The sequence below is a fragment of the Neobacillus rhizophilus genome, assembly GCF_018343535.1.
Classification (GTDB): Bacteria; Bacillota; Bacilli; order Bacillales; family Cytobacillaceae; genus Neobacillus; species Neobacillus rhizophilus.
In genome coordinates, this window is sequence record NZ_JAGYPF010000001.1 from 166,367 (window position 1) to 188,712 (window position 22,346).

Annotated in this window: 20 protein-coding genes; 15 read left to right on the top strand and 5 right to left on the bottom strand. The window is 41.4% G+C overall.

Annotated elements, in window-relative coordinates; genetic code table 11:
• Positions 1-93 precede the first annotated feature (93 nt).
• Positions 94-663: a YitT family protein gene (locus KHA99_RS00805; protein ID WP_307851961.1), complete on the top strand. Its 570-nt coding sequence runs from the start codon at positions 94-96 to the stop codon at positions 661-663.
• A 132-nt stretch (positions 664-795) separates the two neighbouring features.
• Positions 796-1,509, top strand: coding sequence for a purine-nucleoside phosphorylase (deoD, locus tag KHA99_RS00810; RefSeq protein ID WP_213115537.1), 714 nt, complete (start codon positions 796-798; stop codon positions 1,507-1,509).
• Positions 1,510-1,764: 255 nt separating this feature from the next.
• On the opposite strand, the gene KHA99_RS00815 is transcribed toward deoD, so the two are convergent.
• Positions 1,765-3,093: an aspartate aminotransferase family protein gene (locus KHA99_RS00815; RefSeq protein WP_213115538.1), complete on the bottom strand. Its 1,329-nt coding sequence runs from the start codon at positions 3,091-3,093 to the stop codon at positions 1,765-1,767.
• A gap of 14 nt (positions 3,094-3,107) precedes the next feature.
• Positions 3,108-4,871, bottom strand: coding sequence for a sigma 54-interacting transcriptional regulator (locus KHA99_RS00820; protein WP_249366377.1), 1,764 nt, complete (start codon positions 4,869-4,871; stop codon positions 3,108-3,110).
• Positions 4,872-5,189: 318 nt separating this feature from the next.
• Between KHA99_RS00820 and KHA99_RS00825 the strand changes: the two genes are divergently transcribed.
• From KHA99_RS00825 to clpP, 9 genes are all read left to right on the top strand, one after another.
• Positions 5,190-6,359 (top strand): amidohydrolase family protein, encoded by a 1,170-nt coding sequence (locus KHA99_RS00825; RefSeq protein WP_213115539.1) that lies wholly within the window; start codon positions 5,190-5,192, stop codon positions 6,357-6,359.
• Positions 6,356-7,720, top strand: a complete 1,365-nt coding sequence (locus tag KHA99_RS00830; RefSeq protein ID WP_213115540.1) for an APC family permease — start codon at positions 6,356-6,358, stop codon at positions 7,718-7,720. Before KHA99_RS00825 ends, KHA99_RS00830 begins: the two co-directional genes overlap by 4 nt.
• A gap of 14 nt (positions 7,721-7,734) precedes the next feature.
• Positions 7,735-8,925, top strand: coding sequence for a M20 metallopeptidase family protein (locus KHA99_RS00835; protein ID WP_213115541.1), 1,191 nt, complete (start codon positions 7,735-7,737; stop codon positions 8,923-8,925).
• Positions 8,926-8,927: 2 nt separating this feature from the next.
• Positions 8,928-10,274, top strand: coding sequence for a glutamine synthetase family protein (locus KHA99_RS00840; protein WP_213115542.1), 1,347 nt, complete (start codon positions 8,928-8,930; stop codon positions 10,272-10,274).
• Between the two features lie 33 nt (positions 10,275-10,307).
• The gene (locus tag KHA99_RS00845) at positions 10,308-11,021 is read left to right on the top strand and encodes a type 1 glutamine amidotransferase (protein WP_249366378.1); all 714 of its coding nucleotides are present in this window, start codon (positions 10,308-10,310) and stop codon (positions 11,019-11,021) included.
• Positions 11,022-11,275: 254 nt separating this feature from the next.
• The gene (locus KHA99_RS00850) at positions 11,276-12,460 is read left to right on the top strand and encodes an MFS transporter (RefSeq protein ID WP_213115543.1); all 1,185 of its coding nucleotides are present in this window, start codon (positions 11,276-11,278) and stop codon (positions 12,458-12,460) included.
• A 110-nt stretch (positions 12,461-12,570) separates the two neighbouring features.
• On the top strand, positions 12,571-12,717 hold the full coding sequence (locus KHA99_RS00855; RefSeq protein WP_213115544.1) for a hypothetical protein: 147 nt from the start codon (positions 12,571-12,573) through the stop codon (positions 12,715-12,717).
• Positions 12,718-12,872: 155 nt separating this feature from the next.
• A complete protein-coding gene (locus KHA99_RS00860; protein WP_213115545.1) occupies positions 12,873-13,562 on the top strand; it encodes a sigma-70 family RNA polymerase sigma factor in 690 nt (229 codons plus the stop codon).
• A 28-nt stretch (positions 13,563-13,590) separates the two neighbouring features.
• On the top strand, positions 13,591-14,175 hold the full coding sequence (gene clpP / locus KHA99_RS00865; RefSeq protein ID WP_213115546.1) for an ATP-dependent Clp endopeptidase proteolytic subunit ClpP: 585 nt from the start codon (positions 13,591-13,593) through the stop codon (positions 14,173-14,175).
• Positions 14,176-14,835: 660 nt separating this feature from the next.
• On the opposite strand, the gene KHA99_RS00870 is transcribed toward clpP, so the two are convergent.
• The gene (locus KHA99_RS00870; RefSeq protein WP_213115547.1) at positions 14,836-15,231 is read right to left on the bottom strand and encodes a DUF2243 domain-containing protein; all 396 of its coding nucleotides are present in this window, start codon (positions 15,229-15,231) and stop codon (positions 14,836-14,838) included.
• Between the two features lie 164 nt (positions 15,232-15,395).
• Here KHA99_RS00870 and KHA99_RS00875 point away from each other — a divergent pair, with 164 nt between their 5' ends.
• Together KHA99_RS00875 and KHA99_RS00880 are read left to right on the top strand one after the other, a co-directional pair.
• On the top strand, positions 15,396-15,899 hold the full coding sequence (locus KHA99_RS00875) for a DinB family protein (RefSeq protein ID WP_213115548.1): 504 nt from the start codon (positions 15,396-15,398) through the stop codon (positions 15,897-15,899).
• 124 nt (positions 15,900-16,023) lie between these two features.
• Entirely contained in the window at positions 16,024-16,698 is a 675-nt protein-coding gene (locus KHA99_RS00880; RefSeq protein WP_213115549.1) for an NUDIX hydrolase, read from the top strand.
• Here KHA99_RS00880 and KHA99_RS00885 read toward each other — a convergent pair.
• Positions 16,675-17,520: an MBL fold metallo-hydrolase gene (locus KHA99_RS00885; protein WP_213115550.1), complete on the bottom strand. Its 846-nt coding sequence runs from the start codon at positions 17,518-17,520 to the stop codon at positions 16,675-16,677. The genes KHA99_RS00880 and KHA99_RS00885 overlap by 24 nt on opposite strands.
• Positions 17,521-17,631: 111 nt before the next feature.
• Positions 17,632-18,519 carry a LysR family transcriptional regulator gene (locus KHA99_RS00890; protein ID WP_213115551.1) on the bottom strand — a complete coding sequence of 296 codons (888 nt, stop codon included), beginning with the start codon at positions 18,517-18,519 and terminating at the stop codon, positions 17,632-17,634.
• 236 nt (positions 18,520-18,755) lie between these two features.
• On the opposite strand from KHA99_RS00890, the gene KHA99_RS00895 reads away from it, so the two are divergent.
• Both KHA99_RS00895 and cysI read left to right on the top strand, forming a co-directional pair.
• On the top strand, positions 18,756-20,567 hold the full coding sequence (locus KHA99_RS00895) for an assimilatory sulfite reductase (NADPH) flavoprotein subunit (RefSeq protein WP_213115552.1): 1,812 nt from the start codon (positions 18,756-18,758) through the stop codon (positions 20,565-20,567).
• 27 nt (positions 20,568-20,594) lie between these two features.
• On the top strand, positions 20,595-22,313 hold the full coding sequence (cysI, locus tag KHA99_RS00900; protein WP_213115553.1) for an assimilatory sulfite reductase (NADPH) hemoprotein subunit: 1,719 nt from the start codon (positions 20,595-20,597) through the stop codon (positions 22,311-22,313).
• Positions 22,314-22,346 lie beyond the last annotated feature (33 nt).

Here is a 22,346-nt window from a genome sequence, read left to right on the forward strand (position 1 = left end):
GTTTAGTACCTATTTTATCAGAAAATGTTGCAAATTAGCTTATTCTTAATTTTTTGGTACGTTCATATCATAAAATTAAAAAGGTTGGACAAGGTGATCATTATTTTTGAGAAATTATTTGCTACATTGGTTGGAAGTCTGCTGCTAGGTATTGGGGTAAATGGGTTCTTTATTCCTAACCATTTAATCGATGGAGGTATTTTAGGAATCGCCCTAATTATGTATTACTTTTTTAAATTTCAAACGGGGATTTCAATGATTTTATTAAGTCTCCCTATTTGTTTTTTGGCCTTACTTAAAGAGAAGGCATATTTTTTAAACAGTATTCAAGGGCTGCTAGTTTCTTCATTATTTATTGATTTACTTGCACCGCTTCGAGACGAATTTTCCGTTTCGAGTTTGACAGGTGCGATAGTTGGAGGAGTCATCATCGGAATTGGAGTAGGACTTATGCTCCGTCATAAAACAAGCACAGGGGGTACGGATTTACTCGCTAAACTTATATCGAGAAGCTTTTCAATCAATCTAGCACTAACCATTATTTTCATAGATGGGCTGATTGTTTTGGCTGGATTCACCGTTCTAGATGTTCATCACTTTCTTTATTCATGTTTGGCCATTGTCACTGTAGGGATTATCACAGCCTTAATTGAAGGTTATTGACTTTATGTTAATTGGTTAATGTAAAAATAGAGAATCATTTCTATTAATGGTATATTTTAATAATGCTGAATCAAAAAAGGCTAAAAGCGAGAACTTAATAAAAATTAGCTATAACAAAAAGGAGAATATATCATGAACGACAAGAAAGAAACACCGCATATCAAACCGAATGGTGTTGAAATTGCGGAAACCATCCTTTTACCGGGTGACCCATTACGGGCAAAATTTATTGCGGAGACGTATTTAGAAAATGCTCAGCAATTCAATTCCGTTCGGAATATGTTCGGATATACCGGAACGTATAAAGGGAAGAAAATTTCCGTCATGGGGACAGGAATGGGAATGCCAAGCATGAGCCTCTATTCCTGGGAACTGATACATATTTTTGGGGTAAAAAATTTAATAAGGATTGGAACCTGTGGAGCCATTCAAGATCATATGAATTTGTATGATCTCGTATTGGCAATGGGGGCTTCGACCGATTCCAGATATGTCCACCAATACAATCTACCAGGTGAATTTGCCAATATTGCATCCTTTGAATTATTGGACAAAGCAAAGAAAGCGGCCGATCAAAAAGGGCTCCCGGTGCATGTTGGAAATATCCTGACCAGTGATATCTTCTACAATGCTGACCCAACCGCACTGGAAAAGTGGCAGAAGATGGGGATTCTCTCAGTGGAGATGGAGACAGCCGGACTTTATCTGAACGCTGCCTATGCAGGGGTAAATGCCCTGACGATCCTAACAGTAAGCGACCACATCCTTCGCCGTGAACAAACAACCCCAGAAGAAAGACAAACCGCCTTTACAAACATGATGGAGGTTGCGCTGGAGTTGGCATAAAACTAAAAATGAAAGGTGTCAGGTACTTAGTCCTGACACCCTTTTTGAGGTCAAGGTAATTATAGATTAAGTCATTGTGGATAGGTTGTTACCAGGGTAGATACGTCCAGCTTCAGCGCCCTAGCGGCTAGTGTCCTTCGCTCTCCGCCCTACGATAAGTCAACATCGAATCGCTAACGCTCTTCGTGTTTCCTTTATCTCAGTTGGAGAGCTCCAGGCCATACGCCGCTGAACAGGACGCTTGCGCTTTTGTTATTACCAACCGGCGTATTGTTTGACTAAATCCATATTGATTTTTTGCTCCTGAAGATCGGAAAAAGATTGATCCAAAATGGAGATTGCCAGGTCAATTTCCTCCTTGGAGATAGTAAGCGGAGGAGTGATTTCAATAACATTGCTGTTGATTCCGACATAAAAGACTAGCAGACCCAGTTCAAAGCATCGATAACAAATAGCGGCTGTTTTTTCGGCAGCAGGGGCTTTGGTATGTCTGTCTTCTACTAATTCGACTCCAATGGCAAGACCTTTTCCACGAACATCGCCAATCCATTCGTACTTTTCTTGAAGCTTCTCCAGCTGCTCCAAGAAGTATTCTCCGTTAACACGTGCATTTTCTATTAATCTTTCATCCTCGATAATTTGCAGTGTTTCCAGGGAGGCAGCACTGCAAACAGGGTTCCCGCTTGTTGTAAACATATGAATACCTGTACCTACATCAAGAATTTCTTTTCTGGCCACTACTGCACTGATGGGCAGACCGCCGCCAAGGGATTTGCCGAGGACTACGGCATCCGGAACCACATCATAGTGATCAAACGAAAACCATTTTCCCGTTCTTCCTAAGCCAACCTTCACTTCATCAAATATTAGACTAATCTCATAACGCCTGCACAACATTTCTAGCCGCGGCAAAAAGTCCTCAGGGGGTACAATTAATCCGCCATCACTTTGAATTCCTTCAATAATGATTCCTGCTGTTTGTTCAGGCGGACAGATCGTTTTAAACACTTCTTGTTCGAGGTATTGCAGCACTTGGTCTGTTAATCGAACCGTCTCCCCAAAGGGTGGCCTGTATGGATTTGGATAAGGGATTTTGATCACATTCCCACTTCCGATAAATTGCGATTGGGCAGGATGTCCTGAGAGGGAAAGGGAGCCCATGGTCTGTCCGTGATAAGAACCCATAAAAGAAATCATTCGCGTCCGGTTTTTTGCCAGCGGAACGAGCTTGGCGATACAATCATTGGCGTCTGAACCAGAATGACCCAGCCAAACTTTTTTAGGAAAATCACCTGGGGTGATTTTGATAAGTTTTTCTGCAAGAGAGACTATTGTAGGTTCTGGTGCAGAAAGCTGGGAGGTAAACGATAAGCTCTCATATTGCTCCTTGAGTTTGCTGCTGACCCTAGGATGTCCATAGCCAATTCCTGCAACGGCCCAGCCCGCTGTTAAATCAAGATATTCCGCACCGTTTTGGCTGGTGATACGAGTTCCTTTTGCTGATTGAACAGCAATCGGGAAAAAGCGGATTTTTAAACTGTTGGCAATCACTTGATCTTCGGCTTTTAAAAAGGTCTGGCTCAAAATTGTTCCCCCTTTTATGAATAAATAAGATATTTTTTCAGCTTGTAATTTAGATTTTGCCTTGAAATACCAAGCTGTTCTGCCGCTTTTGTAATGTTTCCTCCGGAATGGTTCATCGCCTGTTCAATCATGCTGCGTTCGAGTTTTTCAATTTGCTCGGGCATGCTTCCTAATAATTGGACGGATGGTTCTTTTGCTAAAGATTGTTCACTATGTTGAATTTTATTTTTCATGACCGGCGGTAAATGGTCAAAGCCGATCGTGTCTTCGTCATAAACAAGATTTAAGCAGCCTTCGATAACATGCTCGAGTTGTCGGACATTTCCAGGCCAGTGATAACGGTAAAAGAATTGGTAAACTTCCGTTTCTAATCCGTTTACGGATACATCCAATGCCTTGGCGTGTTTTGCGATAAAGTGGTGAGCCAGTGTCCGGATATCGTCCTTTCGATTTCGTAAAGGTGGAATCACAAGATTGACCACCCCAAGACGATAATATAAATCCTCCCGAAGCCTACCTTGGGATATCGCCTCAAGAGGCTCTTCATTCATGGTTGCAATCACCCTAACATCAATATCAATGACTTTTGCTGACCCCAAACGCTGAACTTTTCGTTCCTGCAGGACTCGAAGTAGTTTAGCTTGGAGGTTCGGGCTCATCGAATTAACTTCATCCAGCAAAAGGGTTCCACCCTGTGCCTGTTCAAATAAGCCAGCTCGATCCACTGCACCGGTGAAACTTCCTACAGTCGTTCCAAAAAGGAGGCCTTCGAGAAGGGATTCCGGCAGAGCTGCGCAGTTTTGAGCAATGAAAGGATTATTTTTCCGCGGGCTTTCATTATGGATGCTTTGAGCGAACAATTCCTTGCCTGTCCCGGTTTCACCAATGATCAGGATATTTGATTTAGACCTCGCTGACCTTCTGGCTTGTTCGATGGTTTGAGCCATTTCCCGGCTTGAAAAAACAATGTTTTCAAATTGAAAACGGGTATGATTCTTTTGTAACGCCGGGGTTGACGGGAGGGATGAAGGACTCTTTGTTTGTTTCTGAAGCTCCATAATGGTATCAGCTAATTGTTTTTGTTCTGTAATATCCTTCGAAATTTCCATTGCTGCAGCCCTTTGTTCTCCAAGTAGCAGCGGAACGGTTCTTACAAGAGTCGTAACCGGTTTCCCGTTTGTTGTGAAATGTGTTTCTCGATGATTCAGTGTTCTTCCTGTACGAACGGTCGTCAATAGTGTACTTGTGTGTTCATCCACATTCCAGATGTCATGAACCCGTTTATTTCTAACTGCTTCCGGTTCTAAAGAATCCACTTCCCCAGATTTGCGATTGTAAAAAAGAATCTTACCGTGTTCATCAATAACACAAATCCCTTGTTCAATCTGGTCAAGGATAACGTCAAATAATTGCCTGACTTTATTCATATCATTAATTTGTTCCTGTAGCTGTTGACCATGAGTGATGTCTTTTAAAAATAAATAGTAGGTAACACTTTTATCCATGTTTTCATGGCAGCCAATATTCCCGACAAACTGCTTGGTCCCCAAAGAAATCGGGATCCCCGTTTTTCCCTTTTTCTGAAAGCACTTCTCAAATTCTTCAGAAGGAATAAGTTCAAATACAGAAGATCCGATTAGGGTGGAGGGACTGCCTTGAAATAACCTTGCCGCTGGGCGGTTTAAGGAAATAATTTTTCCATCTTCATTGATTACCATCATACAATCAAAGGTATGATTCCAAACTTCTTCTAATATTGGATGCTGATCAACATTCAATTTCATCACCTGTCTAACACGAAAAATAATTAGCGAAAAATTTTTGTCGCTTTAATAAAGGTAAATGTCCCATTTTCAAAATATTATCATAATTACAGCAGGCGCAAAACATATATTTTGAATTTTAGTAAAAGTGAAAAAGAATGACCGAAAAATATTTTTCGGTAGAAAAAATTTTTTCTCGGAAATTATAGCCTTTGTTAATAAGGAATTTTATTTTTTACCTGTTATAATAAGGATTTTTGGATTATTTTCTGAATTTTAAAAGTTGGCACGAAATTTGCAAGAATTTCGACATACAACAAAGGAGGGAATCAAATGAGAGTATCATTAGAGGACTGTCAAGCGATTGATGTCCATGCACATCCATATATAGCCAATTCGGAGCCTTATACACCGGATGAGTTTGTAAGAAAGCTGTCGCTTGCTGTCATTCCGAATCAAATTCCAGAAAACTATCAGCGGGTTGCTAAACAGCCATATCCGGGAAGTAACATGTGGGTGCAAATTTTGATTCAGCGTTTAGCAAAATATTTTTCATGCGAGCCGACGCTCGAAGCTGTTGTGGAACAGCGAAATATGAGGGCAGTAGATTTCAAAAAGTATACACGGGAGCTTTTTCAGGATGCCAATATTACCGGAATTGTCGGGGACTTTGGGTATCCGCAGCCACCGCTTTTGAAGTCCGAATATGCAGATTTATGCGGAGCGCGTATCTGGGAAATTTATCGAATTGAACCGGTGATGGTCCGTTTATGCGAGGAGTGCCACACTTTTGCAGAATTTCAAAAGCAGTATCGTTCAGATTTAGCAAATGAGTTGAAAAAAGCTGGAGTAGTGGGATTAAAGTCGATTATTGCTTATCGCAGCGGTCTTGAAATCGAATCTATGAATGAACAGCTTGCAGCCGAAGAATATGCAGAATTTAGAGCTAACACAAGGGCAACGGTGAAAAGCTTCCGGGATTATTGCTTGCATGTTGCCATGGAGGAATGTACTTCATCGGATAAGGTTATGCATATTCACACAGGTATTGGAGACGGTGAAGTGGTACTGCCAAAAGCAAGCCCTAGTTTTCTATTAGATATGCTAAGAGATGAGAAATATCAAGATACAAAAGTGCATCTTGTTCACGGGGGATACCCTTGGGTGGAAGAAGCGGCATTCATTGTCAGTATTTTACCTAATGTTTATATGGATATTTCCTTGCAGAATCCATTTAGCGGCCACGGGGTCAAGCGAATTATTTCACAGATATTTGAATTTGCGCCATTTGATAAGGTGATGTATGGTTCAGACGCCTTTACGGTACCGGAAATGAACTGGCTTGGCGTTCATTTATTTAAGGAGTGCTTCGAGGAGGTATTAACCTCTTGGGTAGAATCCGATTATATGGATGCCGAAACAGCAAGAGTCATCGGAGAAATGGTCCTATTCCGTAATTTTGAAAATGTTTATCAGAAATATTTAAAGGGGGCGATTGGATGAGCAACAATAATCAATTAGGGCTTGAATCACAGAAAAAGCTTGGCTACTGGTCAATTTGGGCACTGGGTGTAGGTGCCGTTATCGGCGATGGGATTTTTCTATTAATGGGGCAGGGGATTGCGACCGCGGGACCTGGAGCGATTCTAGCCTATGGTGTAGCAGGATTGTCGCAGTTGTTCTTAATGATTGCGCTAGGGGAGCTGGCTGTCGGAATGCCGACTGCAGGAGCCATGTCTACATGGGTTGAGCGCTTTATGGGAAAATGGTGGGGCTTTTTGTCTGGTTTCACCTTTGCACTCGGCTGGGTTATTGCCGGTGGAAGTGTTGGGCTCGCATTAGGAAAAATTACCATGTGGTTTTTCCCGCAGCTAAAAGGTGATTTATGGCCAATGTTTTTTGCCATTTTCTTTATTACCCTTTTTGCTGTGCTGAATATTCTTGGAACAGAAATCGCTGCCAGAACACAGTTGATTCTCGTCGTGATCATGACCCTCGTCATGGCTCTTTTCTCGATCATCGGCATCAAAGATATGAACTTTGAAAACTTCACACCATTTTTGCCACACGGAATGGATGGGTTCTGGTCAGCGATTCCACTTGGAACCTACGCTTATTTAGGTGCAGTTACGCTGGCAACTGCTGGAGGAGAGGTAAAAAATCCAAAGGATCTGCCAAAAGCGTTAATTTGGTCTAGTTTAACTTTCCTTATTTTGTATTCAGCAGCACAAGCTGTATTGCAGGGATTAATTCCATGGGACAAAATCACCATGGATAGTTCTCCATTTACTGAAGCTGCAGGAATGGTATTTGGTGTTGCCGGTGCCTACATCATGAATATGACCGCATGGATTGCGGCAGCTACCTGTATTTTAATGGGTACACTTTATGCATCATCAAGGATTTTTTATGCACAGGCAAAGAGCGGATTTTTACCTTCCTTTTTTGCGTATGTTCATCCAAAGACTGGTACACCTGTTTACGGAATTATCGTGGTTTGGGCGTTGTCAGTAGGATTAGTCGTTTTAGGGGTGTTGAATCCTGATTTCCTATATGTTGAACTTTCTACTCAATTGGTTCTAGCCTGGTTGGTTTCTTGGACATTGGCACTTATTGCTGGAATTTTATATCGAAAGAAAGCTCTGCAAGAGGTAAAACAGCTTCCTTGGAGACAACCTCTCTATCCGTTATTCCCGGTTCTTGGCTTCGTGGGAATTGGAATCGTCTTCTACGGAACCTTTGTCGGTTCGCCAATGACCTTGGTTCGCGGCGCAATTGGCATGGTAGTCCTGTATGTGCTATTTAAGTTATTTAATAAATCTAAAAATCTATCAAACACTTCAAGTAAAGATACAACAATGTAAGGGGGCATTCAACAGTGCTTACCAAAAAGGAATTAGAAGTACAAAAAGACCTTGAAACAAAACTATATGAAATACGCCGTCATCTCCATCAGCATCCTGAACTTTCCTTTCAGGAGCATGAGACCTCTCGCTTTATTGCTTCCTGTCTGGAAGAGTGGGGGATACCTTATCAAGATATTGGTGAAACTGGTATTTTCGTAGATATTATCGGGGAAAACGGCGATGGGGCACATATTGGAATTAGGGCGGATATTGACGCCCTTCCGATCCATGAACAAACCGGTCTCGATTTTTCATCGAAGAACCCAGGGGTTATGCACGCTTGCGGCCATGACGGCCATACGACGATTCTCCTTGGAACGGTTTATCAGTTATATCATTTAAGGAGCCAATTGTCTGGGAGAGTCCGCTGCATTTTTCAGCCAGGAGAGGAAGCAGATGGGGCGGCCGAGCAGCTTATTAAACTAGGAGTCTTAGAAAATCCGTCTGTTGATGCCATGCTGGCTCTTCATTTGTGGCCTCACCTCCCGCATCGGACGGTCGGTGTAAAATATGGAGCAATTACCGCTTCCTGCGACGATTTTGAAATTATTGTGGAAGGAAAAGGCGGCCATAGTGCACGGCCTCATCAAGCGATCGATGCGATTACGATAAGCTCGCAGATTCTTCAAGCTTTGCCAACGTTAGTCACAAAGGAAAGCAATCCGGTGGAGCCTGTTGTGGTCCATGTTGGAAAAATTGGCGGAGGAACTGCCAGCAATGTTGTCGCAGACAAGGTAGTAATGGAAGGGACAACAAGGTCAGTTACAAGAGAGACTCGAAAAAGACTAGCTGCACAAATAACAGAAATGTGCCAGAATATCGCCCAAGTCTTTGGCGGTAAGGCAATCGTCAACTATAAAGAGAGCCATCCTCCGGTTATCAATAGCGATTGGGTGACGAAAGAATTGGAGGAAGGTGCAAAAGAGCTTCTCGGAACGGAAAATGTGTTCCAATTGAAGGAGCCATCGATGGGTGCGGATGATTTTGGGGCTTTTGCCGAAAAAGTTCCAAGTACGTATTTTAGGCTGGGAGTCGCTCAGGAGGGGAAACCTGCCTTTGATTTACACCATCCGCAATTTGAGTTTCATGAATCGATCATTCCCGTTGGGGTCGAGCTATTCACCCATGTCATTATGAGAAGATTGCATAAAGGAGTCGAATAAATATGATAACAAAAGAACAGGTACTAGATATTGTCGCGAAAGAAAAGATTGAATTTATCCGTGTGGAATTTCTTGATTATGCCGGCGTAACGCGCGGAAGAACGATTCGTCCGGCACAGCTTGAGGATGCAATGGAAAAGGGAGTCAATTTTAGTACAGCCATTATGAGCTTTGATACATTTGACGAGTATATTCCGAATCCTGCCTATGGTCCGAATGATGGAGATTTCTTCGCAGTACCGGATCCGAGCACTTTTGCTATCCTTCCTTACCGAAAGAATACTGCCCGCATGCTGTGTGACTTAGTTGATATTAATGGGGAACCATGGCACGGTTGTCCAAGAGGTGCGTTGAAACGGTTATTAAATGAGGTAGAAACGCTCCTAGGCGGAAAAATGTACATGGCTTTTGAGCAGGAGGCTTACCTTTTAAAGGACCAAGGTGGACAGCTTGTTCCTGCCGATAACAGCCATTGTTTCTCGTCCGAGGGCGCCGATTTGCAAGAGGATTTCATCCAAGACTTTGTTTATTCCCTTGAAGGCATGGGAGTTAAAACTGAGCAAATCTCAAGTGAATATGGCCCTGGCCAGCTTGAAATCAATTTAAAATACACCAACGCTTTAAAAGCGGCAGATGACCAAGTCACTTTCATGCATTTATTCAAGCAGATTGCCCGCGATAAAGGAATGGTTGGGACATTAATGCCTAAGCCCTTTCAACACTTAGCCGGCAGCGGACTACATGTCCATATCAGCCTGTACGATGAGGCTGGTGAAAACCTTTTTGAAGATCCGACAGACCAACGCGGACTTGATATGTCCGAAAAAGCTTATCAATTTATCGGAGGACTTTTGAAGCATGGTTCTTCTTTAATAGCAATTGGGGCACCAAGTGTTAATTCCTATAAAAGAATGCAGCCTGGTTCCTGGGCACCGGCCCATATTTGTTACGGCTCAGGAAATCGTTCGGTATTGGTACGTATACCAGAGAAAAGAAGAGCTAGACGTTTCGAATACCGCGGTGCGGATGGAACGTGCAACCCGTATCTTTTAGCAGCTTGTTTGGTAGCGTCAGGTATAAGAGGTATTCAAAACCAGCTTGATCCAGGCGAACCAGTTGATTTCGATGTAAGTGCTGCATCCGAGTTCCAATTGAAGGAAAGAAATATTAGCTGGGTGCCAAGAAGCTTAAAGGAAGCGGTTGATCATTTGGCACAGGATTCCGTGTTGGCCCAAACCATCGGCAGATCGATTTGGGAAGAATTTATCAAGATTAAGAGAACAGAATGGGACAAATATTCCCGCTATGTAAGTGAGTGGGAACGAAATCTTTTTTCTGCCAGATTTTAAGAAACCTCTTAAACAAAGCAAGGGAGAAGAAAATTGAGAATACATTATCTACAAAATGACCCATTAGCCACATTAGGTTTAATTGAAGATTGGGCTTTGGAAAGAAATTATTCTTTATCATGCACGATCGTCTATGAAAATGAAGCATTTCCCTCGATGAACGATTTTGACATGCTGGTGATTCTAGGCGGGAGAATGGGAGCATATGAGGAAGAGCTTTATCCGTGGCTTGTATACGAAAAAAACTTTATTAAAGAAGCAATCAATCAGGATAAAAGGGTGCTGGGGATTTGTTTAGGTGCACAGCTTTTGGCTGATGTTTTAGGTGGTAAGGTATATCCCCATACCCATCAGGAAATCGGCTGGCATCCAATTGAGCTAACTCCTGAAGCGGGAGAAGTACCACTTTTTAATGGAGTACCTTCCACATTTCATGCGTTCCAGTATCACGGGGATACTTTTGAACTTCCAAAGGGAGTCAGGAACCTCGCACATAGTGAAGGGTGCAAGAACCAGGCGTTTGCTTTTGGGGAAAGGGTGGTTGGACTGCAGTTTCATCCTGAATTTTCTGAGGAGATTATTGAATTCCTTCAGGGTACCTTTGGAGATCAAATCACACCTGAAAGCTATATCCAAGAACCCGTAACATGGATAAAGCAGAAGGAATCAATCGATGGAGCTAGGTCTGTATTATTTACGTTGCTAAATAATATGGAAGCGGGATTTTTAAAAAAGTTTCATAAATAAATACAACTGACTATGCAAGCACTAATTATGTTAATAGTGCTTGCTTTTTTATTGAACAGGTTTTGATTTTTATAAATGGAAAATATTTGTATCCAGAGGTCCTTAAGAGATATTATAATCATAAGTAAAACTATTTCAATGGAGATGTTGGTATGAACATAGTAAGACCACCTTGTTAATTCAAACAACTTAAAATCCGTCCACCACCTTAGCTATTTGTAACGATTAAATACAAATAGTGGAGGAGTGGCTAAATGGATTTTAATAAAAATGTTCATAAACTGTATTTCATTGTATTTTTTCGGAGTTTAATTCCTGCGTATGTAATCGAAAGGTTGTTTTGGCAGGAGCGGGGCATGACGGTGTTGATGGTTGTTTTTTGTGAAATCATTTATGCCGTCACGATTGTCGGCTTAGAGATTCCAACGGGGATATTGGCTGATAAGTTTGGCAGAAAGGCCATGCTTGTTATTGGATCCTTTTTATCCATGCTGGAATTTATCATTCTTCTGTTTGCCTTTAACTTTTGGACTTTTGCCTTAGTCGTGTTTCTTGCCGGGATTTCAAGTGCCTGCCGGAGTGGATCATTGAATGCTCTATTATATGACACGCTTAAGGTGACTAACGAGCAAGAATCATTTGAAAAAATAGTTGGAAGTCTGAATTCGCTTGATTTTTTCGGGGCAATCCTGGCAGCACTTTCAGGGAGTGCATTGGCTAAATATTATGGATTTGAGCTTAACTATATTCTTTCCGCGGCAAGCATGCTAATTGCTTTTGGAATGACTGTTGTTTTAAGGGAACCTCCGTCTAAAAAGCTGCTCGTAGATAAACAGACCAAAACGGTTGGATGGCGGGAATATTTTGTTAGCGCAATAGCTTTCTTTAAAAACAAACCTAGATTACTTGTGGTTATTACACACGCTATGGCCATTTCTGCTTGTGTGAAATACTTGGATGAGTTTTGGCAGCTGTATTTGGATGAGATCGGCTTTTCCGTCATATTTTTTGGATTGTTTTCTGCATTGATTTCACTTGCTAGGATTCCGGGGAATCTAATAGCGGCATATTTAAAAAATTATTTTCGGACGGAAACCATCATTCTTTACGTTCTTGGGGTCACTGCCTGCGGGTTTATTTTTAGCGCCATGTTTCCCGGCTGGTTGGGTGTTGCGATGCTAATTTTCGTTTTTTTGGCAAGCGGGGTGGTGGAACCTATTGTATCAGGGTACCTTCACCATAGCGGTAGTTCCGAAATCAGAGCAACAATTGAATCCTTTCAATCATTAATAGAGAGAGGAATTACCTTCATCGGCGGTATTGGCTTTGGCTTAATATCATCAAATATCTCGGTAATTGCAGGATTCAGCTTTCTAGGGGCTGTTACCTTCATTTTCTTTCTTTTATTTTTCAAAAAATATAGAGGCAAGTCTTCGTAGGTAACCTTTTGTTGTTTGTAATTATGTTATGTCAACTTATTTTCTCATTCATTGCTATGGAGTAATAAAATTTTCCATAATAACACACCATAAAAGTGGAGGTGAAATTTATGGAAAAAGAGCATAACCAAATTTCCGAAAACCCATCAAAAGAAACAGACAATGAAGCTATTATGAATAGAGTGAATCAAACCTTCGATAAAATTTCTCAAGATGTTAAAGAGATGATAAATGAAAATAACAACCAATTGTCATGAAGAACGCCAGAAATGGCGTTTTTTTGTATATGTCGTGTTAATACATTCATTATTGAATATGATAAATTAAATTTATAAAAAAATTTTTAACCCCGTATCTTTTCGTCTCCCCATATCCGTTTAAAGTGTAGAGAGTGCAAAAAGGAGTGAAAACCATGTTACACAAGCTTAACTCAAAGATTAATGAATCTGCTGAACAGACAGATTTATTTTGGAAGGATCATTACCAGAAGCTTCAGCAGTTTTGTCACTTTCTTACTCAAAACTCGTGGGATGGGGACGATGTTGCACAAGAAACTTTTCTCAAAGCCTTAAAGTATGAAAATCAACAGCAGAGGGTAACGCCCGCCCTGTTAAATAAAATTGCTCATAACCACTGGGTGGATGTCATTCGAAAAAGAAAAAAGGAAAGCATTCAAGAGGAAACTGAATTTGCCGGAGCTTTCCACAACGCAACTCTGGATGAGATAAATAATACTGTTGAGATGCTCATCAATCATTTCACCCCAAAGCAGTCGATTATCTTTTTATTAAAAGAGGCCTTTCAATATCAAATAAAGGAAATTGCAGAAATCCTATACACATCAGAAATGGCGGTAAAGGCTAATTTGCACCGAGCGAAAAATCGTCTTGGAAAATTAAAGGACGAAGACCAGTCCCTGACTGCAGAAACATATTGGAATATCGATGAACGCGAGCAATTAGCAGAACTCTTTTATGAAGCATTAAAGAGCGAAGATCCAACGCTTCTTATTGAAAGGCTACCTTCTTTTATCAGCGAAATTCCAAAAGCAAAGTTTATTCAAACTTTCTCTCCTTCAAGCACTCTCTGTATGGCTGCTTAGCCAAATTGCTTAAAAGGAGACGGTTATAATGAATACCATTCCATATGTGATTGAAAACACGAATCGCGGCGAACGATCCTATGATATATACTCGCGCTTGTTAAAGGATAGAATTATCATTATTGGCGATGAAATCAATGACCATGTGGCCAACAGCGTGGTAGCGCAGCTTTTATTTTTAGCTGCGGATAACCCCGAGAAAGAAATTTCCCTTTATATTAACTCTCCGGGAGGATCAACATCAGCTGGATTCGCCATCTTTGATACAATGCAATATATTCAGGCGGATGTCCGCACCATCTGCACCGGAATGGCAGCATCGTTTGGAGCCATGCTGCTCCTGGCTGGAACAAAAGGGAAACGATTTGCCCTGCCAAACAGCGAAATCATGATCCATCAGCCATTGGGAGGAGCTAGAGGGCAGGCAACCGAAATCGAAATATCTGCCCGACGTATTTTAAAACTCCGCGAGCACATTAATCAAATCATCGCTGAACGTACTGGGCAGCCAATTGAAAAAGTGGCAAAAGACACTGATCGTGATTTCTTCATGAGCGCCGAAGAAGCCAAAAAATATGGGATAATAGATGAAATTTTATATCCGAAGCGTTAACAAAAACCGCCTGGACGACAAATTAACGGGTTTACTTTAAAGGTGAAAACGTTTTAAAACACATAGGAAAACGCACTTGAATACCCGATATAATTCACAGTGCGTTTTTTTTGATTTATCAATATTTCGGCAGCCTTTTGTTGCTTATTTTGTACTAATTCACATTGTAAATCACACGGTATGAAACAATTATTATGGGGTGGTGAATTATTTGCGATTTAGTACGTGGATTATGTTGATATTTAAAATAAGCGGAGATTTTTCGGTTAGACTTCAGAATAGACTCGGTTCGGTGTATATAAGCGGAGTTTTTCCGATTAAGTAAAGAAAAATTACCCATTTTCACGTTTTTTGAGTCAATAGTCGGAATATTTCCGCTTATTTAAGCTATTTTCAGTGCTATTTCCTAATTAAGAGAAATTTCTCCGCTTATTTATCAAACTCGCTTTAGCGTCTAATGACTTGTACAACATACGGGGGAGTAAGTGAAAAAAGATAATACAAAAAAGGCTTAGAGATGAAAAAATATCTCTAAGCCTTTTTGACTGTGAAAATATCATTTATGTTGTGAAATTTATGTGATTTGCAATCTGATTAGATCTGTGAATTAAAGTTTTGCACCGCACAAGTAAACCGTTAACGACAAATCCAGGCGGTTTTTCATGTAAATGGCATACCATTATGGTTGCTCACTCCAGCAGACCGTTCTTTTTTGATTCCAAACCACACAAAAAAGGACCCAAAGACAACAAACAACGGCTCCAGCCAATTGGCTTCCGGCCCATTGGTAATTCGATGAAGCTGGAAAATCCAATGAAAGACAACAATATCAAAGCTCAAGAACAAACCAGCGGCGACGGTAAACCCGTTAAAGAATGAACGTGAAAAGAAGCGGTAAAAGACAGCCATCAAGATCAAAAGTACAAGCAACCCTAAAAAGACGGCGCCAATCCGCTGCGCTTGCGTTTCAGCCTTCAAGCCCATCGCTAAGGCATCAATTAAATGAAAGAAAAAATCAGTTACAAAAAATGCTGTAATAGCTCCTAGTATTCTCATTTGATAAATCCCCTTTAATGAAATTAAACCACTTTTAAAATTATATTCTAAAAGACAAGCTACGTTAATCATTTTTTGAAGTTGAAATACCATACATGAACATCCACATTTTGGTAATAATGATATAGGTAGTTAATCATGACCAACAAAACGGAGGAATAATTATGTATACATCAATCCAAGAATTCGTGCAAGAATGGAATCAAGAGGCGGGCTCTACACAAAAAATCATGGATGCTTTAACCGACGGTTCACTTCAACAAATGGTGTCAACGGATGATCGTTCGCTTGGAAGAATTGGCTGGCATATTGTCACCAGTACACCGGGAATGTTAAAGGAATTCGGTATCAATGTAGCCCTGGTTGAAAACGAAGGAACAGTCCCAACTTCAGCCAAAACTATCGCTGATGCATTTCGCAAGGTAAGTGCCGACACCGTTGAAGCAGTCCAGCAGCAGTGGACCGATGACTCTTTAACAGAAATGAAAGATGTTTTTGGGATGAAGATGCCAAAGGCAGTTACCCTAAATCTTCTCATCAAGCACGTCATCCATCACCGCGGCCAGATGACCGTGCTAATGCGTCAAGCCGGACTTCAGGTACCTGGTGTATATGGCCCTGCCAGGGAAGAATGGAGCCAAATGGGAATGGAAGCACCAGCCATATAATCACATTTCGAGCACACTAGAAAAAAATAGTGTGCTTTTTCTTATGGAAAAAGGAAGGGAAATTTGCTCGATTGGTTGAATATAGATGTAATTAAACTATAAATAACAGAAAGGTGGTAGAAATATGGAGGTTACACCAAGACCTGCATCCACAGTTGTGTTAATGGATCATCAGAACAGAGTTTTCTTGACGCAAAGGCCGAAAACGATGAAATTTATGGGAGGTATTTATGTATTCCCCGGGGGAGCGGTAGATGACAGCGATGCCATCTATGATGATGAGTATATAAAAAACGAAAAGCGGGATAAATCAATTAGCCAGTCTTACTACATCGCCGCGGCACGTGAATTATTTGAGGAAGCAGGGATTCTTCTTTGTCAAACAGTCGACGGTACCCCAGTTCTTCTGGACCAACATACCGCCCTGGAATACCGCCGTCTGTTAATTAAAGGAGAAATTTCTTTTCTACACATGTTAAAAAAGGAAGCGCTTTATCTGAATCTAGAATACTTAACTTATTTTGGCCGAATTGTCACACCTAGTCAAAGCAAAATTCGCTTTGATACAAAATTCTTCCTGGCCAGGCTGCCCGAGGGTCAAATGCCAATACCAGATGAAAATGAAATTGATGATTCTTTATGGATTAATCCCCAAGAAGCTCTAACCCGATATGAAGAGGAAACAATTCCATTAGCACCTCCAACGATTCATACATTGAAAACAATTGTTCATTATATAAAATGCGGTCAGCTTTCGATGCCGGAGTTTAATCGATTAGACTACAAGATTGTTTTTTAAAATATATGCTTCTTCATGCTGAATGACGGATTCCTCGTTTATTAATTTGATTAAATGTGCCTCAGTTGTTCTTTTTGCCACTTCAAACACACTAGGATGAATGGAATCTTGATAAATCAAATTCGTTAAATCGACGGAAGTTAAACTTTGATGTTCTTTCAGTAAGTCCTTAATTTGGTTTTCCCGATACAATCTTCGGTTCAACACAAACTCAATGTGCTCATACGGCGTTGTAACCCATTCCCCATGGCCGGGACCGATTTGACTGATCTTTAACTGTTGTAGGCGATGAAGGGTTTTAAAATAATCGCCCATGTCACCATCCGGAGGGCCAATCCAGGATGTTCCTTCCGCAACAATATTATCTCCAGCGAGGAGAATTTGTTGGGAAGGGATATACAGGTTTAACTGGCCTGCCGTATGGCCTGGGGCATGTAGAATATGTATTTCCTCACCAGCGATACGCAGGATGTCCATATCCTTTAAAAAAGAAATATTGCGCCAAGGTGAAATGGCTGATTGTGTTTCCTCTTTTTCAAGGTGATGGCAGTACACACCCGGATTCCAGTCGATCAGCTGACAAACACCTGGAGCATGGTCAGGATGAGCGTGTGTAAGAATAATTGTTTCCGGGACAGCGATTTCATTTTCAACAAGGGCTTTTTCTAATTCACTTCGCGTTTCCGGTTGGTCATATCCAGCGTCAACCAAGATGCTTTCCTGCGCGTTCCCAATCAAATAGCAGTTCGTTGTCATATGGGGCAGTAAAGTAGGGGTAGGAATGGGAACTCGAATTATTTTTAGTTCATTTACTATTTTCACAAAAAACATCCTTTCATCCTTTTTCGGCAAATTTCTATTTATTTACTAATTTATTCATCGTGCTAATGAAAAAATCCTGCTGAAAAATAGAGAAAAGGATGCACAGTCATTTTACTTCGGCCATTTTTGAGTTAAGGAATGAATAAAGGTCTTTACATTTCGCTTTTCTTCCATGATAGGCGAGTATATATATGAAAGAGTTCGATTAAAAGTTTGATTTTTTACATGAATAATAGATAGCAGCCCTTGCTTGACCTCCCTGTCAATGATACTTCCGGACAGAAGTGACAGCCCCATTCCATTGATAAGCGTTTCCTTAATCCCTTGACTGCTGCTGATGGTTAAAAAGGATTTGACCTTCAAACCATTGGAACGAATAACATGATTTAAATACTCACGGGTTCCGGAACCATTTTCCCGCGTTACCCACGTTTGATTCTGCAGGTCAGCCATCGTTACTTCTTTTTTTTGGGTGAGTTCATGGTCGTTCGATGAAACCACGAAAAGCTCGTCTTCCATAAAAGGGTGGACCGATAGTTCCTTTTCATTGGTGTGCCCCTCAATTAATCCAATATCCACTTTATACAATTTGACTGATTGTGCAATTTCCTCGGTATTGCCAATCACCACGTGAAGATTCAATTCGGGATAATCTTTCTGCAGGTCAATTAGTAAAGCCGGGAGGATGTATTCTCCAATCGTAAAACTGGCCCCGATGATTAATTCACCTTTTATGGAATCTTGGTGTTCAAGAATGTCCTGCCTGGTTTGTTCGTAAAGGGTAATCATTTGTTTGGCTCGTTCATAAAGTATCTCACCCGTCGGAGTGATTTGCAGGAATTTGGGAGAGCGCAGAAATAATTTTGTTTGAAATTCTTTCTCAAGATTTTTGATATGTAAACTCACACTGGGCTGTGACATTAGCAGCAGCTCCGCCGTTTTTGTAAAATTTTTCACCTCTGCAAGGGTGACGAACGTTTTTAATTCTTCGTAATGCATATGAATCCCGCCTTATTATTAAAAAAACTAATAGTTTCGATAATTAATATTTATTTTACTAATGTTTAGATATTCGGTAAAGTGAAAATGACATATCAGCAAGCATAGTTTTTCTATAATTCCTACTTGACTTATAGGAATAGTAAAACTATTATAATAGTAATCAATTTTTCATTGAAAATGATGTCTTAAAGCAATTTCAAAATGGCTTATTTTCCTTAGGGGAGTGATATTTTTTGCAACTTCAGGTATTGAACAGTCCATTTTCTGAGGAGCAGGCAGAGCTCCTAAATCGTCTTCTGCCAAGCTTAACGGAATCGCAAAAAGTTTGGTTAAGCGGGTACTTTGCTGCTTCTGCGAATTCAATTGTATTGGGAGCACCGGCAGGGCAACCTGTACAATCCCAAAGCGTATCTAAAGAGGTGACGATTCTTTATGGATCGCAAACTGGAAATTCCAAGGGTCTGGCGAAAAAAGCAAGTCAGGCACTTGAAGGGATCGGTTTTAAAGCAACCGTTTCGGCGATGAGTGATTTTAAACCGAACAATTTAAAAAAGGTTCAAAACCTCCTCATTATTGCCAGTACACATGGTGAGGGTGAGCCACCTGATAACGCAAAATCCTTCCATGAGTTTTTGTTTGGAAAACGGGCGCCAAAGCTTGACGGTCTGCAATTTTCCGTTTTGGCACTTGGAGACAGCTCATACGAGTTTTTCTGTCAAACCGGAAAAGATTTTGACACACGTTTGGAAGAGCTTGGGGGCACTAGACTTTATCCACGCTTTGACTGTGATGTGGATTTTGACGAGCCGGCAGGGGAATGGATTCAGGGTGTTCTTGGCAGCTTGAATGAAGCACTGGGAGGAAGTTCATCGGCAGCGGGTATTCCAGTGCATGCAGGTGAAGTAAAGGCTGCGGAATCCGTCTACTCCAGAACAAACCCGTTTCAGGCTGAGGTTCTGGAAAACCTAAATTTGAATGGACGCGGTTCCAATAAAGAAACTCGTCATCTTGAATTATCGCTTGAGGGTTCCGGCCTTAGCTTTGAACCGGGAGACGCACTCGGGGTTTATCCGGTGAACGCCCCAGCTCTTGTCGACCTGCTTATTCAGGAATTGCCTTGGGGGAAAGAAGATCCGGTAAACGTGAAACAAGGGGACATACGTCCACTTAAGACTGCCCTTACTTCATATTATGAAATTACCGTGTTGACCAAGCCGCTTCTTGAAAAAATTGCTCAGCTTTCAACGAATTTAGAGTTGAAGGAGCTCGTATCAGAAGGAAATGAAGAAAAATTAAGGGAATATATAGATGGGCGAGATCTACTTGATCTAGTGCAAAATTTTGGAGCTTGGGGAGAAACAGCACAAGAGTTTGTCTCTGTGCTGCGAAAAATTCCACCTCGCTTGTACTCTATTGCCAGCAGTTTAACAGCTAACCCAGACGAGGTTCATTTGACAATTGGCGCTGTTCGCTATCATACCAACGGCCGTGAACGCAAGGGCGTCTGCTCGATTTTAACAGCGGAACGTCTTGAAGCGGGGGATACTCTGCCGATTTTCATTCAGCATAATGAAAACTTCAAGCTTCCAAACAATCCGGATGCACCAATCATAATGATCGGACCTGGTACAGGTGTAGCACCATTCCGCTCGTTTATGCAGGAGCGTGAAGAAACAGGAGCTGAAGGGAAATCTTGGATGTTCTTTGGAGATCAGCATTTTGTAACAGATTTCTTATATCAAACAGAATGGCAAAAATGGCTTAAAGATGGCGTGCTGACAAAAATGGATGTTGCCTTTTCACGGGATCAGGCAGAAAAAGTATACGTGCAGCACCGTTTGCAAGAGCACAGTAAGGAATTATTCGCTTGGCTTGAAGAAGGTGCGTACATTTACATTTGCGGCGATGAAAAGCATATGGCACATGATGTTCATATTACATTACTTGAAATTATTGAAAAAGAAGGCAATATGAGCCGTGAACAGGCGGCAGATTATCTTACTGCAATGCAGCAGCAAAAACGTTACCAGCGTGACGTATATTGATTGGATTTGAAAGGAGTCTTTTTCAACATGGTGAACTCTATTTTAAAAGCACCGGATGGCCCGCCAAGCGATGTTGAGCGGATAAAAAAAGAAAGTAACTATTTGCGCGGCACATTGACAGAAGTCATGCTAGATCCACTCAGCTCTGGCATTCCCGACGATGACAACCGCCTGATGAAACACCATGGCAGCTATCTCCAGGATGACAGGGATCTCCGTAATGAGCGCGCAAAGCAAAAACTTGAACCAGCTTATCAATTCATGCTTCGAGTCCGCTTGCCTGGGGGAGTGGCAACTCCTGAACAATGGCTTGTTATGGATGACCTTGCCGAAGAAAATGGCAATGGGACACTTAAAATAACAACTCGTCAAACTTTTCAAATGCACGGAATTTTAAAATGGAATATGAAAAATACCATTCAGCGAATTCATAATACGCTTTTAGATACCATTGCAGCATGCGGCGATGTGAATCGAAATGTGTTGTCTACTTCCAATCCATATCAATCCGAAATTCATGGTGAAATATACGAATGGGCAAAGAAACTAAGTGACGATTTATTGCCACGTACAAGAGCATACCATGAAATATGGCTCGATGAAGAAAAAGTGGCCGGAACGCCTGAAGTGGATGATATTGAACCGATGTACGGTCCACTTTATTTGCCGCGTAAGTTTAAAATCGCGCTGGCCATTCCTCCAACAAACGACGTCGATGTCTTTTCTAACGACCTTGGTTTTATTGCGATTGTGGAAGATGGTAATTTGGTTGGATTTAATGTTGCTATTGGCGGCGGTATGGGAAGTACGCATGGTGATAAAGCAACATATCCACAGTTGGCTAAGATCATAGGCTTCTGTAAACCTGAACAGCTATATGATGTGGCAGAAAAAACGATTACTATTCAGCGCGATTATGGCAATCGGTCAGAGCGCAAAAACGCACGCTTCAAGTACACTGTTGACCGCCTCGGACTGGAAACTGTCATAGAAGAACTTGAAAACCGCCTTGGCTGGCGCCTCGAAGAAGCGAAGCCATACTATTTCGAAAGTAACGGCGACCGGTACGGCTGGGTAAAAGGGGTTGGCGGAAAATGGCATTATACCCTTTTTATTGAGGGTGGACGGGTAAAGGATTATGATGATTATAAACTAAAGACTGGCTTGCGCGAAATTGCTAAAATCCATACCGGCGAGTTCCGTCTTACAACGAATCAGAACCTGATCATTGCCAATGTATCCAGCCAGAAGAAGAAAAAGATTACCGAACTGATGGACCAATATGGTTTAACGGATGGGAAGCATCATTCAGCCCTACGCCGCAGCTCGATGGCATGTGTAGCACTTCCAACATGCGGATTGGCCATGGCGGAAGCAGAACGCTATTTACCTAAGTTAATTGATAAGATTGAGGATATTATTAATGAAAATGGTCTTCGTGACCAGGAAATTACCATTCGTATGACAGGCTGCCCGAACGGCTGTGCACGTCCTGGACTGGGTGAAATTGCTTTTATGGGTAAAGCAGTCGGAAAATATAATATGTACCTTGGAGCCGCTTTTGACGGCAGCCGACTTAACAAGATGTACCGTGAAAACATTGGGGAAGAAGAAATATTAAAAGAACTTCGTGTTCTTCTCTCACGCTATGCCAAAGAACGCGAGGAAGGCGAGTACTTCGGTGACTTTGTCATCCGTGCCGGTATCATCAAAGCAACGACTGACGGTACGAATTTCCATGATTAAATAACTAGAGAAGATAACACATGAGCATAAAAA

Excerpts from the sequence above, each read along its gene's own strand:
- KHA99_RS00880 (WP_213115549.1), top strand. The coding sequence starts at position 16,024 with ATGGAGGTTACACCAAGACCTGCATCCACAGTTGTGTTAATGGATCAT.
- clpP (WP_213115546.1), top strand. The coding sequence starts at position 13,591 with ATGAATACCATTCCATATGTGATTGAAAACACGAATCGCGGCGAACGA.
- deoD (WP_213115537.1), top strand. The coding sequence starts at position 796 with ATGAACGACAAGAAAGAAACACCGCATATCAAACCGAATGGTGTTGAA.
- cysI (WP_213115553.1), top strand. The coding sequence starts at position 20,595 with ATGGTGAACTCTATTTTAAAAGCACCGGATGGCCCGCCAAGCGATGTT.
- KHA99_RS00850 (WP_213115543.1), top strand. The coding sequence starts at position 11,276 with ATGGATTTTAATAAAAATGTTCATAAACTGTATTTCATTGTATTTTTT.
- KHA99_RS00875 (WP_213115548.1), top strand. The coding sequence starts at position 15,396 with ATGTATACATCAATCCAAGAATTCGTGCAAGAATGGAATCAAGAGGCG.
- KHA99_RS00840 (WP_213115542.1), top strand. The coding sequence starts at position 8,928 with ATGATAACAAAAGAACAGGTACTAGATATTGTCGCGAAAGAAAAGATT.
- KHA99_RS00860 (WP_213115545.1), top strand. The coding sequence starts at position 12,873 with ATGTTACACAAGCTTAACTCAAAGATTAATGAATCTGCTGAACAGACA.
- KHA99_RS00870 (WP_213115547.1), bottom strand. The coding sequence starts at position 15,231 with ATGAGAATACTAGGAGCTATTACAGCATTTTTTGTAACTGATTTTTTC.
- KHA99_RS00855 (WP_213115544.1), top strand. The coding sequence starts at position 12,571 with ATGGAAAAAGAGCATAACCAAATTTCCGAAAACCCATCAAAAGAAACA.
- KHA99_RS00830 (WP_213115540.1), top strand. The coding sequence starts at position 6,356 with ATGAGCAACAATAATCAATTAGGGCTTGAATCACAGAAAAAGCTTGGC.
- KHA99_RS00825 (WP_213115539.1), top strand. The coding sequence starts at position 5,190 with ATGAGAGTATCATTAGAGGACTGTCAAGCGATTGATGTCCATGCACAT.
- KHA99_RS00890 (WP_213115551.1), bottom strand. The coding sequence starts at position 18,519 with ATGCATTACGAAGAATTAAAAACGTTCGTCACCCTTGCAGAGGTGAAA.